Source organism: Streptomyces sp. NPDC127190, assembly GCF_042672505.1.
Taxonomy (GTDB): domain Bacteria; phylum Actinomycetota; class Actinomycetes; order Streptomycetales; family Streptomycetaceae; genus Streptomyces.
In genome coordinates this window covers 50,327-64,654 of sequence record NZ_JBHXVE010000025.1, presented here as the reverse complement: position 1 = coordinate 64,654, position 14,328 = coordinate 50,327, and the positions used below count along the sequence as shown (strand labels likewise).

Annotated in this window: 14 protein-coding genes and 2 pseudogenes; 7 read left to right on the top strand and 9 right to left on the bottom strand. The window is 72.9% G+C overall.

The features are described from left to right. The first annotated feature begins 236 nt into the window (after positions 1 to 236). The gene (locus ACFVIU_RS30385; RefSeq protein WP_385846423.1) at positions 237 to 1,856 is read left to right on the top strand and encodes an ADP-ribosyltransferase domain-containing protein; all 1,620 of its coding nucleotides are present in this window, start codon (positions 237 to 239) and stop codon (positions 1,854 to 1,856) included. Positions 1,857 to 1,890: 34 nt separating this feature from the next. Here the strand turns inward: ACFVIU_RS30385 and ACFVIU_RS30380 are convergent, their stop codons facing one another. After that, on the bottom strand, positions 1,891 to 2,796 hold the full coding sequence (locus ACFVIU_RS30380) for a polysaccharide deacetylase family protein (RefSeq protein ID WP_385846421.1): 906 nt from the start codon (positions 2,794 to 2,796) through the stop codon (positions 1,891 to 1,893). 229 nt (positions 2,797 to 3,025) lie between these two features. On the opposite strand from ACFVIU_RS30380, the gene ACFVIU_RS30375 reads away from it, so the two are divergent. Beyond that, positions 3,026 to 4,006, top strand: coding sequence for a trypsin-like serine peptidase (locus tag ACFVIU_RS30375; protein ID WP_385846420.1), 981 nt, complete (start codon positions 3,026 to 3,028; stop codon positions 4,004 to 4,006). Between the two features lie 144 nt (positions 4,007 to 4,150). On the opposite strand, the gene ACFVIU_RS30370 is transcribed toward ACFVIU_RS30375, so the two are convergent. After that, entirely contained in the window at positions 4,151 to 5,023 is an 873-nt protein-coding gene (locus tag ACFVIU_RS30370; protein ID WP_385846419.1) for an SGNH/GDSL hydrolase family protein, read from the bottom strand. A 421-nt stretch (positions 5,024 to 5,444) separates the two neighbouring features. Between ACFVIU_RS30370 and ACFVIU_RS30365 the strand changes: the two genes are divergently transcribed. The 3 genes from ACFVIU_RS30365 (at position 5,445) to ACFVIU_RS30355 (ending at position 8,358) form a co-directional block, all read left to right on the top strand. Beyond that, a complete protein-coding gene (locus ACFVIU_RS30365) occupies positions 5,445 to 6,005 on the top strand; it encodes a DUF2243 domain-containing protein (RefSeq protein WP_385846418.1) in 561 nt (186 codons plus the stop codon). Further along, entirely contained in the window at positions 6,005 to 6,814 is an 810-nt protein-coding gene (locus ACFVIU_RS30360) for a cytochrome c oxidase assembly protein (RefSeq protein WP_385846417.1), read from the top strand. Before ACFVIU_RS30365 ends, ACFVIU_RS30360 begins: the two co-directional genes overlap by 1 nt. A gap of 158 nt (positions 6,815 to 6,972) precedes the next feature. Further along, the gene (locus tag ACFVIU_RS30355) at positions 6,973 to 8,358 is read left to right on the top strand and encodes a glycoside hydrolase family 43 protein (RefSeq protein WP_385846416.1); all 1,386 of its coding nucleotides are present in this window, start codon (positions 6,973 to 6,975) and stop codon (positions 8,356 to 8,358) included. A 16-nt stretch (positions 8,359 to 8,374) separates the two neighbouring features. Here the strand turns inward: ACFVIU_RS30355 and ACFVIU_RS30350 are convergent, their stop codons facing one another. The 5 genes and pseudogenes from ACFVIU_RS30350 to ACFVIU_RS30330 form a co-directional block, all read right to left on the bottom strand. Continuing rightward, on the bottom strand, positions 8,375 to 9,382 hold the full coding sequence (locus ACFVIU_RS30350) for a YihY/virulence factor BrkB family protein (protein ID WP_385846415.1): 1,008 nt from the start codon (positions 9,380 to 9,382) through the stop codon (positions 8,375 to 8,377). 71 nt (positions 9,383 to 9,453) lie between these two features. Then, the gene (locus ACFVIU_RS30345) at positions 9,454 to 9,930 is read right to left on the bottom strand and encodes a hydrogenase maturation protease (RefSeq protein WP_385846413.1); all 477 of its coding nucleotides are present in this window, start codon (positions 9,928 to 9,930) and stop codon (positions 9,454 to 9,456) included. Continuing rightward, positions 9,927 to 11,062: pseudogene (locus ACFVIU_RS30340) on the bottom strand (Ni/Fe hydrogenase subunit alpha). Before ACFVIU_RS30340 ends, ACFVIU_RS30345 begins: the two are co-directional and overlap by 4 nt. Positions 11,063 to 11,065: 3 nt before the next feature. After that, positions 11,066 to 11,284 (bottom strand): hypothetical protein, encoded by a 219-nt coding sequence (locus ACFVIU_RS30335; protein ID WP_385846411.1) that lies wholly within the window; start codon positions 11,282 to 11,284, stop codon positions 11,066 to 11,068. A 12-nt stretch (positions 11,285 to 11,296) separates the two neighbouring features. After that, positions 11,297 to 11,431, bottom strand: a complete 135-nt coding sequence (locus ACFVIU_RS30330) for a hypothetical protein (protein ID WP_385846410.1) — start codon at positions 11,429 to 11,431, stop codon at positions 11,297 to 11,299. 71 nt (positions 11,432 to 11,502) lie between these two features. Here ACFVIU_RS30330 and ACFVIU_RS30325 point away from each other — a divergent pair. Further along, positions 11,503 to 11,613, top strand: a pseudogene (locus ACFVIU_RS30325) (pyruvate dehydrogenase (acetyl-transferring) E1 component subunit alpha); the annotation flags it as partial. Between the two features lie 82 nt (positions 11,614 to 11,695). Here ACFVIU_RS30325 and ACFVIU_RS30320 read toward each other — a convergent pair. Both ACFVIU_RS30320 and ACFVIU_RS30315 read right to left on the bottom strand, forming a co-directional pair. Beyond that, positions 11,696 to 11,998 carry a hypothetical protein gene (locus ACFVIU_RS30320; RefSeq protein ID WP_385846408.1) on the bottom strand — a complete coding sequence of 101 codons (303 nt, stop codon included), beginning with the start codon at positions 11,996 to 11,998 and terminating at the stop codon, positions 11,696 to 11,698. 87 nt (positions 11,999 to 12,085) lie between these two features. Beyond that, positions 12,086 to 12,637 carry an HPP family protein gene (locus ACFVIU_RS30315; protein ID WP_385846407.1) on the bottom strand — a complete coding sequence of 184 codons (552 nt, stop codon included), beginning with the start codon at positions 12,635 to 12,637 and terminating at the stop codon, positions 12,086 to 12,088. 471 nt (positions 12,638 to 13,108) lie between these two features. Here ACFVIU_RS30315 and ACFVIU_RS30310 point away from each other — a divergent pair, with 471 nt between their 5' ends. Next, the gene (locus tag ACFVIU_RS30310) at positions 13,109 to 14,290 is read left to right on the top strand and encodes a site-2 protease family protein (protein ID WP_385846405.1); all 1,182 of its coding nucleotides are present in this window, start codon (positions 13,109 to 13,111) and stop codon (positions 14,288 to 14,290) included. The last annotated feature ends 38 nt before the right edge of the window (positions 14,291 to 14,328 follow it).

The following is a 14,328-nucleotide window of genomic DNA, read 5'->3' as shown; positions in this document are numbered from 1 at the left end:
AGTCACGGTTGCGCGCTCGGCGCCCCGTGCTAGCCTGCCGCCAGATTTCCGCCGACCGAGCCCGTGGCTTTGGCGCCGAGGACGTGTGCGTCACCGGTCCGCCAGGACGGCGCTCGGCTTCCTCCGCCCTCATCTCCCGAGCACCGGCGCGGAGATCGAAGCAGACCGGGCGGGACCGCCCTCGTTCCCGTCGCCTCCCTGTCCGTACGGTTCGACACTTCGGAGCCTTTTTCGCGATGAGCGCTGCCAACACGCCCGCCCAGCCCGACCCGAACGACCCGCTGGCCCTCACCGAGCTGTTCCAGGGCGGCGGTGAACCGTGGCTTCCGCTGCTCAGGCCGGTCATCGAGGCGCAGCCGGACGCGGCCTCGTTCATCGGTCCCAACCGGGGGCAGGATGTCGTTCCCGTTCGCGAACTGACCTTCCAGGCGCTCAAGCCCAACCCGCCGCACAAGTGGAAGGTCGTCGTCTTCGGCCAGAACCCCTACCCGCGGCCGGAGAGCGCCACCGGCATCGCCATGTTCGACAACACCTTCCACGACTGGAAGGACAGCCAGTTCGGCAGGGTGGTCAGCATCCGCTGCATCATCAAGGCGGCGGCGATGTGGAAGTACGGCATACCCAAGAAGACCCCGATCGCGGACATCCGTGCGCTGTTGAAGAAGCAGGACACCGTGCAGCCGCCGGAGTGGTTCCAGGCGATGCTCACCCAGGGCGTGCTGCTGCTGAACGCGGCGCTGACCGCCAGCAGCGACGGGCCGCGGGGCGCCGACCCGCACACCGCTTTCTGGCGACCGGTCGCGGAGCGGATCGTCGAGGAGATCCTCAAGGCCAAGCAGGACGCCGACCCCGAGGACCGGGGTGTGGTGTTCGCCTGGTGGGGGGCGCACGCCCGCAGCCTGAAGAAGGTCGTCCTCCAGCTACAGAAGAAGTATCCCGAGGTCGAGGTACGGCACATCGACCACTGCAACCCGGCGGCGCAGGGTGACATCTTCTGCGACGGCGAACACTTCGCCATGGTGAACGACGCCCTCGCCTCGCTGGGCGCCGAGGGGATCGACTGGCTGCCGAGCAAGGGGTGGGACGCGGCCGCGGCGGAGGCCGACGGGACGGACGGCGGGGTCGCGGAGCGCATGGGCGCGTTCATCGCGTCCACCATGGAGCTGCACCAGCTGTATCTGGAGCGGCTCGCCGGCGTCAAGGACGAGGGGCTCGCCCTCCCCGAGATCACCGGCGTGTTCGACACCCCGCTCATGGAGTTCCCGGACGCGGTCGCGCCGGTCGCCGCGCTGCTGCCGGGTCTCGACCGGCACATCGGGCTGTCGCACGAGTTCGGCAAGCGGCGCTCGGACGACCCGGCCGGCAAGGGGCTGTCCGCCGACGCGATCGCCGCCCTGTACCTCTACACCTGCGAGTCCGCGTTCTACCGGGAGATCAACGCGATCCTGCGTGCCCCGGACCGCAGCAGGGTCGTACCGTATCTGGCCTATCTGCGGCTGCTGTTCGCGGCGGTGTCGGAACTGCCCGCCCGTACCGAGCCGTTGTGGCGCGGTGTGGCGCTGGACCTGCGGGGACAGTACCCGCTCGGCCGGACGGTGACCTGGTGGGGTGTGTCCTCCTGCACCTCCCAGCTCCAGGTGGCGCGGTCGTTCCTGGGGAGCCGGGGCAAGCGGACGCTCTTCGAGGTGGTCCCGTCCCGGGCGGTGGGAATCCGCGACTTCTCCGCGTTCACGGGTGAGGAGGAGTTCCTGCTGCTGCCGGGTACGCAGCTGAAGGTGACGGATGTGAAGGCGGAGCGCGGCGGGCTGTGCACCGTACGGCTGACGGAACTGGACGAGGCGCCCCTCGTCTCCTGAGCGACCGGTCGCGGCGGGCGGGGAGCGGTCGCGCTCACCGTCGCCGGGCCGGCAGGGCGTCCGAGAGGCGGACGAAGGTGTGGCCGCGGGACAGCAGGTGCGGCACCGCGGTCGCGATGCCCTGGGCGGTACCGCCTTCGGGGTGGTTCATGTGACACAGCACGATCGAACCGGCCGGCGCGGCGGCGACCGTGGAGTGCACCTGCTCGGCGGTGAAGGTGGCGCCGCCGTCGCCGTTGACGGAGAAGCTGGCGAAACGTTCACCCAGATCGCCGACGACCCGTGCGGCGACGTCGTCGCAGTAGGCGGTGCCCGACCGGAAGAAGCGCGGGGGCGCGCCCAGCAGCCGGGTGAGCTTGGCCCGGTTGCCGGCGATCTCGTCGTACACCTCGCCGACGTTTGCGGTCCCGGGGATGCCGTAGGCGGAACGGCCGGAGACGGACAGCGGGCGGTGCCGCGTGCCGTGGTTGGCGATCTCGAACTGCGGCTCGGCCGCCAGCCGGTGGAAGACGGCCGGGTTCTCGTCGATCCAGCGGGAGTTGAGGAACAGGGTCGCCGGGATGCGCCGCTCGCGCAGGAAGTCGATCAGATCCTGGTCGTAGTCGCCGCCGCCCGGGCCGCCGCAGGCGTCGAAGGTCAGCGCGATCTCGCGGCGCGCGCCCGGCAGGGAGTGCACCACTCCGGGAGCGTCGAAGCCCCAGGAGTGCGGTGTGCGGTGCCGGTACCGGGCCACGATCTCCGCACGGGTGACGGCGGGAAGGGCGGCGGGGGCCGGTGCCGAGGGAGCGGCGGCCGGGGCGTGCGGGGCAGGGGTGCCGGACGTGGGCGACGCGGCGGAGGGAGCGGCGGCCCCGTCGCCGTGCGACCCCGACGGTCCCGCACAGCCGGCGAGCACGCTGCCCGTCATCGCAGCCAGCACTGCGCGGCGACTGGTCGTCATCCGCTCCTCCACACCTGATCGCAGCCGTTCAGGGGCGCCTGACCGCCCCTCAGGGCAACCGTACGCACCGGACCGAGCGCAACCGTGCAGGCAGCGGTAAGAGATCTTCCAGAATCCCCTGCGCGGCCCAGCCCGCCGCCGCGAGGCCGAAAGCCGTGGCGCGCACTGCCGCCGGAGCGGCGGCGGGCCTATGGTGAGCCGTCCTGTGTGTCTGCGGGGAGGGGAACTGATGGTGCCCGGAACCAGCGTCCTGCGGTACGCCGCCGTGTGCGCGGCAGCTCTTCTGGCCTGTGCCGGACCCGCCCTGGCGGCGACCTCCGGCGGTGCTCCGGCCGACCCCGACCCGGACGCCGTACGCCTCGACGCGTACTGGACCCCCGACCGCATGGCCGCCGCCCTGCCCGCCGACATGCTGAAAGGCACCGACACGGAGGTCTCCGCCGCCGCGCCCGCCGTGGACGGGCCCCAGCCGGGCGAGTACATCCCGCCGAGCCGCAGTTTCGAGGGGATCCCGCAGGCCGGCACCTTCTTCTGGACGGACGCCACCGGGACCGGCCGCACGTGCAGCGGCTCCGTCGTCCGCAGCCCCGGCCACGACCTGGTCCTCAGCGCGGGGCACTGCCTGAAGGGCTACTCCGGTACGGCCCCGCGCCGCCGCCTCGCCTTCGTCCCGCAGTACCACGACGGCCTCAAGCCCTTCGGCATCTTCCCGGTGCGCACTGGCGGTGTCTATGTCCCGCAGGAGTACTACGACCTCGGCGAGCACGCCGGCGCCCCGTACGACATGGCCTTCGCGGTCACCGAGCCCAACCAGGACGGAACCCTGGTGCAGGACGCGGTCGGTGGCGTGCAGTTGCTCACCGGGACGGGCTACCGCCACGTGCCGGTGCGGATGATCGGCTATCCGGCGGGCGCGGAGAGGCCGCTGGAGTGCTGGAGCCGGACCACCAGGTGGGTCAGTGACGACCCGGCCGAGCCGGGAGTGTTCCCGCGCATCGCCTGCGACGGGTTCGTCGGCGGGACCAGCGGCGGCCCGATGCTCGTGCCGTGGCCCGGCGGCTGGGCGGTGATCGGGGCGATCGGCGGACTGCACACCGGCGGCGACACGCCCCAGGTCTCCTACAGCGCCTACTTCGGCGAGGCCGCGCGCTCGCTCTACCGCGCCGCGGCCACCGGCGCCCCGCCGGCGGGGGCCGGTGCGAGGCCGTGACCGGTGAGGACGGGTCGCGCGGCGGATCACCGGCGGGGGCCCGTGTGACGAGGGCGCGGGCCCTGGCCCGGGGCCGGGGTAGGAGGCGGGCGGCGTCGGCCGTACCGCCGCCGCCCTCCAGGTGCGCAGTCCGGGTGCGCCGGATCAGTCGAGTGCCAGGACGTCCGCCGTGCGCTCGGCCATGCGCTGCTCGCCGAGGGCGTTGGGGTGGACGGGGACGATGTTCCGGCCGAAGAGGAGCGGTTCGATCCACCGCGTGCCGACGGGCTGGCACGCGTCGTGGCCCGCGGAGGCCTGGGAGAAGTCCACGAAGGTGGCGCCGGTCTCCTGTGCGGCGCGCTGGACGACGGCGTTGAGGTGGGCCTGGAGGGCGTGCAGGTACGGCACGTCCCCGGAGGCGACCGGCAGTTTCGCGAAGCAGGACGGGTCGGCGGTGGCCGGCGTGATCCACGGGTAGCCCAGGATCGCCACCCGGGCGTCCGGCGCCTTGGCCTGGACGGTGCGCAGGGCGTTCTTGAGCGCGGGGTAGGTCTTGGCGTCGATGGCGTCGTCGAAGGAGGAGCCGTAGGTGTCCTTGCAGGGGCTGCCGGTGCCGCCGCTGAGGACGCCCAGGCTGCCGCAGGCCAGGATGGCGCCGATGAAGGTGTTGTTGTCGTTCCCGCCGATGGTCATGGTCACCAGTCCGGTGTCCGCGGTGACGGCGTCGGCCTGCGGGGCGACCCCGGGGTACTGCGAGGCGGTGAAGTCCTTGGTCTGGGCAGCGCCGCAGGTGACGTCGGTGAGGTGGGCGCCGGTGCGGGCGGCGATGACGTGCGGGTAGTTCGCCGTGGAACGCAGACAGACCAGATGGCCGAGGTCGACGGGCAGGACGCCGGAGGCGGCGCTGTAACTGTCGCCGAGTGCCACGTAGTTCAGGGGCTCCGTGGCGTGGGCGGGGCCGGCGGTGAGGCTGAGGGCGAGGGCTCCGGCGACGGCGGAGGTCGCGGCGAGGACACGGCGCAGTGCGGGCATGGGCATGTGCTCTCTCTTCTCGGGACGGGGAGTCACCGGGGCGTGCGGGCATGGCGGTGCCCGCAGGCGCACTGGTTCGCGAGAATGCGGCGGCTCGAGCAGGTGGGGGCGCCGGCTGCCGTGGCGTGGGTGGGGACGCACGCCGGACGACGGCCGGGACGGACGGGGCGCGGGATTACCGCTGGGTTCTACCGATAGGTAATGTGCGGCCACCGGGTGGCCCAGTCAACCTTGTTGACCGAACTTCTTACAGCCTTCACCCATCTCGGCGGTCCTCGTCGACGGCCTGGGACGCGGGTTGCCGCCCTGGCCGGTTTCCACCAGGCGGGCTCCGCGGTCCGGCAAATGGCCGACTGTGGTGGGGGCATCGGGGCCGGGGAACTGATAGCTCCTTGGGGGACAGCCGATGCCGAGGGGAAGGAAGGCCATGGCCGCCACCATGGACGGAACCGGGGCCACCGCCGGGCCGCCGCGTCTCCAACTGCCCGGGATCGTACTGGGGGTGGGGCTGGGCGGGTTTCTCGACGGCATCCTGCTGCACCAGCTCCTCCAGTGGCATCACATGCTCAGCAGCACCAACCACGACCGGATCGGCGTGCGCTACTACGACCCGCACACCGTGTCCGGGCTGGAGATGAACACCCTGTGGGACGGCATCTTCCATGTGGTGTGCTGGCTGGCGGTGCTGACCGGCCTGGGGGTGCTGTACGCGCGCGTGACGTCGGGCCGGCGCCAGGTGTGGGGCTCGCGGGTGCTGTGGGGGTGGATCCTGGCCGGCTGGGGTCTGTTCAACCTCGTCGAGGGCCTGCTGGACCACCAGATCCTGGGCATCCACCATGTCCACGGCGGTCCGCACCAGCTCTGGTGGGACCTCGGCTTCCTGGCCCTCGGCGCGCTGCTGGTCGCCGGCGGTCTGCTCCTGCGGCGCGGCGCGCGGCCCTTCGAGCCGCAGCCCACCGGCTCCGGGCGGGCGGGGCGGTCCGCCTGATGCACCACGACGGCCCGCACCCCGGGCACATGGACGGCTCCGGTCCGCTGGAGTTCCTGCTGCCGTCGCTCGCCCTGCTGGTGTGCGCGGGCGGCTATCTGCGCCTGGCATCCCGGGCGCGGCGCCGCAACCCCGGGCGCGGGTGGCATCCCTGGCGCACCGTCAGTTTCCTTACCGGGCTTGCTCTGCTGGCCCTGGCGCTGCTGCCACCCCTCGCCGGAGTGGCCCACCGCGACTTCCGCGGTCACATGGCCCAGCACCTGCTGATCGGCATGTACGCCCCGCTCGCCCTGGTGCTGGGCGCCCCGGTGACCCTTCTGCTGCGCGCCCTGCCCGCGTCCCGCGCACGGGTGCTCACCGGGGCGCTGCACAGCCGTCCGGCGCGGCTGCTCTCCCATCCGGCCGTCGCCCTGCCGCTGTCCACGGGCAGCCTCGCGGTCCTGTACTGCACACCGCTGTACAACACGGCGATGGCCCATCCGGCCGGTCACTGGCTGCTGCACGCGCACTTCCTGCTCTCCGGCTGCCTGTTCGCCCATGTCATCGCGGGCCCGGACCCCGCTCCGGCCCGTCCCGGGGTGCGGGCCAGGCTGGTCTGCCTGGGCTGCGCCATCGCCGTGCACGCGGTCGTGGCGCAGCTGATGTACGGCGGGTTCTGGGTCGACATCCGGGCCCCCATCCCCGAGGTGCAGGGCGGCGCGGAGATCATGTACTACGGCGGTGACATCGCCGAACTCCTGCTGGCGGCCGCGCTCGTGGCCACGTGGCGGCCGGAACGCGGCGTACGCCGACTGGCTGTGCGGGCGTAGCGCGCCGACGGTCGCGACAAGGCCCGCCTCTCCGCCGCTGACAGGCCCGCCTCCGTCGTCAACAGACCCGCTCCAAGTGATTGACGCGGACATGGTCGCGTCTTACGGTCTGACCGGTTATCCGAACCTTGTTCGATATATCGTCACCTGGAGTGCGTATGGCCCACCGTCCCCTCCCCTCGCGCCGCTCCTTCCTCGGCCTGGCCGCCGCGACCCCGCTCGCCATGAGCGGCGCGCTGAGCCTGGGTGCCGGAACCGCGCACGCCGCCGGATCCGCCTACGCGATGGCGTACTTCACCGAGTCGCCGAACGGCACCGGCACGGACTACGGGCTGCATCTGGCCGTCAGCACCGACGCCCTGAACTGGATGCCGCTGAACCAGAACAAGCCGCTCGTCACCCCCACCGAGGGGGCGCTCGGTCTGCGCGATCCGTTCATCCTGCGCAAGCAGGACGGCACCTTCGTCGTCCTCGCCACCGACCTCAAGGGCACCGACTGGAGCTATGTCAGCCAGTACGTGCACGTGTGGAACTCGACCGACCTGCGCACCTTCACCGGCTACCACCGGCTGAAGGTGCACGACATGAACACCCACGCCTGGGCCCCGGAAGCGTTCTGGGACGCGAGCCGGGGCCGGTACGCGCTCATCTACTCCGCGGTGAACAGCAGCGGCCACAACGTGATCATGGTGAACTACACCACCGACTTCGTCACCGTCTCGGCCCCTCAGGTCTTCTTCGACCCCGGTTACGACGTGATCGACGGTGACATGGCCGTCGGGGTGAACGGCGTCAATTACCTGTACTTCAAGAAGAACCAGACGCTGGTCGGAGCCCGCTCCACGAGCCTCGACCCGGGCAGCTTCACCGAGTTCAGCACGGGCGTCGCGCACGGCGGCACCGAGGCGCCCACCCTGGTCAGGTCCCAGGCGTCCGGCACTTGGTTCCTTTGGGGGGACACGTACACACCGAACGGGGTGTTCTACGCCTGGCAGAGCAGCGACCTGTCCTCGGGTACCTGGACCCCACTCGACCAGAAGGCCTACACCCAGCCGGTGAATTCCAAGCACTGCGGCATCACACCCATCAGCACCGGCGAGTACGACAACCTCGTGGCCGCGTGGGGCTCCCCCGCCTGGAACCGGCTCAAGTCCTACAACCACCCGTCCCGCTACGTCCGCCACGCCGACTACACCGGCCGCATCGACGAGTACCCCTTCGACCCGTACACCGACTCCCTGTGGAAGCTCGTGCCGGGCCTCGCCGACAGCTCGGGGGTCTCCTTCCAGTCGGTCAACTTCCCGACCCGCTACCTGCGCCACTACGACTACCAGCTCCGGCTGGACGTGAACGACGGCACGTCCACGTTCGCGGCGGACGCCACCTTCCACCGCGAAGCGGGCCTCGCGGACGCGACCTGGTCGTCGTTCCGGTCGCACAACTTCCCCACCCGCTACATCCGCCACTCGGACTACGTGCTGCGGATCGACCCGGTCGCCACGGCCACCGACCGGCAGGACGCGACGTTCCGGGTCGGCTACTGATCACCAAGGGTCCCGGTCAGGGCCTCCGCGTCTCGTCGGGCGGGGGCTCCGGGGGCGGGCCGAAGCGGACCTGGATCTTCTCGAAGCCCTTGAAGGCCTCGGTGGTCGCGTACGACCGGTAGGCGCGACGGTCGGCCGGGCTGAGCCGCACCCGGTCGGTGAACGGGGTCAGCAGACTGCGCGGCCACAGCCGCAACACCCGCACCGCACCCACCTCCACCGTGATCAGGAAGATCAGCGCCCCCAGGTACAGCCACGCGAGCAGGCCGAGGACGATGCCGAACATGCCGTACGTCGCCGTGGCTCCCTTGAGGACATGGCTGACGTAGTAGGAACCGCCCCACTGGAGCACCTGCCAGGCGCAGGCACCGCCGCAGGACGCCCAGGCCAGCCGCCGCAGGGGCAGCTCGCGCTCGGTCAGGACCCGTTGGCTGAGCAGAAGCAGCCCGGTGTTCAGCACCACCGCCGCGACGACGGCGCCGAACCTGGCGCCGATCGCCGGGCGGGTGCCGAACACCGTCGCCGTCGACACCGCCCAGGACAGCAGCGTGGTCACGCACAGCCCGAGCCCGAGGATCACCAGGAACAGCAGCCCCCGCAGCCGCGAGCGCAGCGGGTCGGGGCGGGCGTGCCGGGGCACGGCCCAGATCTTGTTCAGCGCGTACTGCGCGGCCTGGGCCACGCCCAGCGCGCCGTAGACACTGCCCACCACGCCGACGGCCAGGGCGACGCCGTTGCCGTGCAGGGAGTGCACGTTCCGCCCTAGCTGATCGCCGATGACGGGGAACTCGGCCAGCGCGGAGTCGAACACATGGCGGCGCAGTTCGGGGTCGCCGCTGAGCAGGGTGCCGAGCACGGAGACCAGGATCAGCAGCAGCGGGAAGAGGGAGACGAAGGCGTAGTAGGCGAGCAGGGCGGCGAGGTAGGTGCCCTGGTCGTCGTAGAACTTGTAGACCACGGCCAGCGGGAAGCCCACCCAGCGGTGGCGGCGCTGGTACGCGTCCGTGTGCCCGACGAACCCCATGGCATACGAGTGCCCCGCTCCGGCCCCCGCATGAGCCGGCCCGCAGCCCCGGCGCGCTTCGGCCGCGCTCCTCAGGCGTTCCCGGCGTGCCTCACCGCTGCGGCGACGCGCTCGACGAGTTCGGGGAGTGCGGCGCGGACGGGCTCGCTCAGGCCCGTGCCCAGCCCGGTGTCGGCCACCTCCATGGCGTGGACGAGGAGCCTGTGCGGCAGCCGGTCGAGGGCTTCGGCGAGGGCGAGCGTCTCCCCGAGGCCGAGGGCGTGCGTGCTGGCCGTACCGCCGGTGCGGGCCGCGGCCTCGGCGGCCGACAGGGTGTGCAGCCGGCCCGGTGCGGCGGGCCGGGTGCGCAGCGCCTCCACCAGGACCACCAGGCCGGCGTCCCGCCACAGGTCCAGCAGCCGGGCCGGTTCGCCGTCGCTGACGACGAGGACGGTGCCGTGCGGTACCCGGTCGCACAGCGCCTCCACCACCGCCGGGCCCACCCCCTCGTCCCGGCGCAGGGGGTTGCCGACTCCGATCACCACGGTCGGCGCGGCCGAGCCGGTCATGCGCGCTCCACCGAGAGCCGGAGGAAGTGGGCGGAGCAGGAGATGCAGGGGTCGTGGTTGCGGACGGCCCGCTCGCACAGGACCGTGAGCTCCTCGTCCCCGGCGTCGGCCGCGCGGTCGAGACGCCGCTGTACGGCCCGGCGTACGTCGTCCTCGATGGCCGTCTGGTTCTGGGCGGTGGGCGCGATGATGCGGGCCCGGGTGAGGGTCCCGTCGGCGGTGAGGGCATAGCGGTGGTAGAGCAGTCCCCGGGGTGCCTCGGTGGCGCCCGTGCCGGTCGCCGCGCGGGGTGGTACGTCGAGCGCCGGGCGGGGCGGGGGTTCGTACGCCTCGATGATCCGAAGCGCCTCCTCCACGGCCTGGACGACCTCCACCGCACGCACGGCGATGCTGCGGAAGGGGTTGCGGCACACCGCGCCGGCCGCCGGATCGCCGAGGCCGGCCTCCCGTGCGGCGTCGGCCGCCACCGGATGCAGCCAGCGCCCGCTGACCGCGTAGCGGGCGAGCGGGCCGGTGAGGTAGCGGCGGCCGTCGAGGGCGGCGGTGCGGGCGGTGGAGTGGGGGACCTGGTCTTCGCGCGCGTGCTGTTCGAAGGCGGACACCGGGAGCTCCCGGACGGACACCGCCGGCCCGGGCCCGCCCTCCTGTGCCGCCGCGATGACGGCCGGGGTTCCGGAGTCGACGGCGTAGCGGCCGGGGTCGCGCAGGGCGAGCAGGTGGTGGTCGCAGTCGGCGTCGGGGAAGTCGAAGCCGGCGACCCAGCGGACGGTCTCCACCGCGTCCTCACGGGCGTGGCGGAGACGTTCGGCGAGCGGGTGGAGCTCCCCGGGCGCCGGCACCCGGTGGAAGCCGCCGACGCGGATGTTGACCGGGTGGACGGGACGCCCGCCGAGCTGTTCGACGATCGCGTTGCCCGTCTGCTTCAGCCGCAGCCCGCGCTCCACGGCGGAGCGCTGAAGGCGGGCGAGGCCCACGGCGTCGGGCTGGCCGAGGAAGTCGGGTGCGTGCAGAAGGTGGATGTGCAGGGTGTGGCTCTCGATCCACTCACCGCAGTAGAGCAGGCGGCGCAGCTGGGCGAGCGGGCCGTCACGGTGATGCCGCAGGCGTTCTCGATCGCCTGGCAGGCCGTCATCTGTTAGGCGACCGGGCAGATGCCGCAGATGCGGGCGGTGATGTCCGGTGGCTCGGTGTGCCCCCGGCCGGCCAGCAGGGCCTCGAAGAACCGTGGGGGTTCGTAGATGCGCAGCTGGGCCTCGGCGACCCGGCCCTCGTGCAGGCGCAGCCGGAGCGCGGCCTCGCCCTCCACCCGGGCCAGTGCGTCCAGCCGCAGGACGCGTTCTCCGCTCTGGCTCATCCGGGCCTTCCGTCAGGCGTCGTGCTGGGCGTCCGTCCCGGCCTCGGGGGTGTCCGGGCCCTCGGCCAGGAGATCGGGCACAGAGGCATACTCCGGTGCGGCAGCGTTGAAGGTGCGGAAGACGCGCACGACGTCCCGCTCGCTCATCCCGTCGCGGCGCAGTTGGTCTCCTCCAGGCGCTCGGCCCGGCGGACGCGGTCGTCTCGACGTCCCGGGAGCACGGCCACGCCCTGACCCGCGAGGTGCCCGCCGAGTCCGTGATGACGGAGATGTACGGCAAGGCGACCGGGCGCAGCCGGGGGCGCGGCGGTTCCATGCACCCGTTCGACGCCGGGCGCCGGTTCTACGGCGGCAACGCCATCGTCGCCCACGGGCTCGGGGCACTCGGTCCCGTTCGTGGCACCGCCTCCGTCAGGGGACGGCGGTGCCGAGCGGCTCGTGCGGCCGCGGAACAGTGGCGAGGCCCCCCGCCCGGACGGCATCCACCACCGCCTGGTGCAGTTCCCGGCTCTGCACCTCGGTACGGCACGGCACCGGGCTCCCGGTGAGCGTGAACCAGTCGGAGGTTCCGGTGTACTGCACCGCGATGTCGGCCTGTCGGCCGTCCCACGTGGTGTGGACGGTCAGATCGCCGGTCACGATCCCCGCCTCGTCGGTACGTGCGCCGCCCCGGCCGGTGAAGACGCCGGGGGTCGTCCAGGATGCCCAGGCCATGACCTCGCCCTTTCTCGCTGAGCGGATTTCGGAGGGGAGCGGATATCGGGTAGGAGGGGCAAGCAGTGCGCGGGATCCCGGCAACGGTCAGGGGATGTCGATTCCGTGCTCGCGCGTCACCCCGCGGGGTGGCAGCCCGGGCAGGAACGCCCGCGCCGGCTGCCCCGGGAGGGGCCTGGGGCGGCGGGGCAGGCCCGCTGCAAAGGCCACGTAGTCCCCGGCCGTGAGCAGGCCGACCAGGAGGCCGTGCGGGTCGGTGACCGGCAGGGCGTCGAGCTGCTCCTGCTTCATCACGGCCGCCGCGTGCCGGGTCGAGTCGTCCGGGTGGACCGTACAGGTGCGGCGGGCGTGGACCAGCTCCCACACCCTGCGCCGGGACACTTCCGTCGCGGCGCCCGCGCAGGCGAGGGCGAGTTCGGCACGGTCCACCAGCCCGGCGCAACAGCCGTCCGGGCGGACCACGGGCAGGTGGCGCTGCCGGGAGCGTTCCATGACCTCCCACGCCAGCAGCAGGCTCTCGTCCTCGCCGACCGAGTACGGTGCCGCGTCCATCAGAGTGCGTACGGCGGGCAGCTCCGGCGCGCTGCCGCGCGGCACAGGGCGCTCGTCCAGGTTCCGCAGCGCGGTGCGCTCGTCCATGGCTGCCTCCTCGTCGTACGGGCGGCAAGGCCGGGTCGCCCACGCCGACGCGTGCCCCGGGTCTCGCACGTGCTTTCACGGTCGCCGTACGGTGCCTGCCTGTCACGGGGCCTGATGGCCTCGGAAGCTGCCGTTGGCCCCCCGTCCGCGGTCCGCCCGGCCCAGGCCGGCACCAGCCGTGCGGGCGGGGCGGCGGACCGGGGCGGGGTGGTCGGCGTGGTCGGCGTGCAGCGCAGGAGGGTGCTCGCGTGGCCCCCGTATCGGGGCCGAACGGCCATGGTGGGGCACGGCGTTCCGTGGTGTGCCGGTGGTGGCGGGAAGGACGGCATCGCCACCCGCTGGACCCGTGGGGCCCGTCGGGGCCGAACAGCCCACGACGGGTGGCCCCTCCGGCCTCTGCTCGCCCTGCGCCCGCCGCCGCACGCTGAGGGGTGCCGTGCTCCGCGAACGCGGGAAGGTGAGGCGAGGTTCATGGAGGAGACGCTGCCGCTCGGCCGGATCGCCGGTGTCCGGGTCGGCCTGCACTGGAGTGTCCTGGTCATCGTCGCCCTGGTGACGGTCGCGCTGGCGCGCGGCCGGCTGCCCGCCGCCCACCCGGGCCACTCCCCCGCCGCGTACTGGGGGCTCGCCGTGCTGACCGCCGTCGTCTTCCTCGGGTCGCTGCTGGCGCACGAGCTGGCGCACGCCGTGGTCGCCCGGCGCAACGGTGTCGAGGTCGAGGGCATCACGCTGTGGATGCTCGGCGGTGCCGCCCGGCTGCGCGGCGAGGCCCCGTCGCCGGCCGCGGAGCTGCGGATCGCCGGGGTGGGTCCGCTCACCAGCCTGGTCGCCGGTGGTGTGCTGGCCGGGGTGGCCGTGGGCCTCGACGCGCTGCACGTCTCCGGGCTGCTGGTGGAGGCGGTCGCCTGGCTGGCGGCGATCAATGTGCTGCTGGCCGTCTTCAACGCGCTGCCCGCCGCTCCGCTCGACGGTGGGCGGCTGCTGCGGGCCTATCTGTGGCACCGCACCGGTGACCGGCTGCGGGCCACCCGGGGCGCGTCGGCGGCGGGCCGCGCGCTGGGCTGGTTCATGGTGCTGACCGGCTTCGCGGACGTGCTGTTCGCGGGCGACCTGTCCGGTCTGTGGGCGGCGCTGATCGGCTGGTTCCTCGTCGCCGCGGCCACCGCCGAGTCCCGTCAGGCGGAGATGCGGGGCGCCCTGGAGGGGGTTCCGGTGAGCCGGGTCATGACCCCGGCGCCGGTGACCGTCCCGCTGACGACGACGCTGGCGGGCTTCCTGGCCGAGGGCCCGTTCGGCGCGTACCGGCACTCGGCGTTCCCGGTGCTCGCCTCCGACGGCTCCGTCGCCGGTCTGCTCACCGTCCGGCGGGCGCAGGCGGCAGCGCCGCAGGAGCGTGCGTACACGACGGTCGGGGCGGTGATGCATCCGCTGGGCGAGGTGGTGACGACCGCGCCGGACGAGCCGGTGCTCGACCTGCTGCCCCGCCTGGAGTCGAGCCCGGGCCGCCGGGCCCTGGTCCTCGACGGCGGCCGCCTCGTCGGCATCCTCACGGTCGCCGACGTCACCCGCGCCCTGGCCTGGCCGGGCAGGCCCGGGACCCCGGGCCGCAACCCTTCCGGCTCCTCGCACGGCCCCTCGCACACGACGACCTGACGCAGTTGCTTCCCCGGAGAACGCGTCTCCGGGGAAGC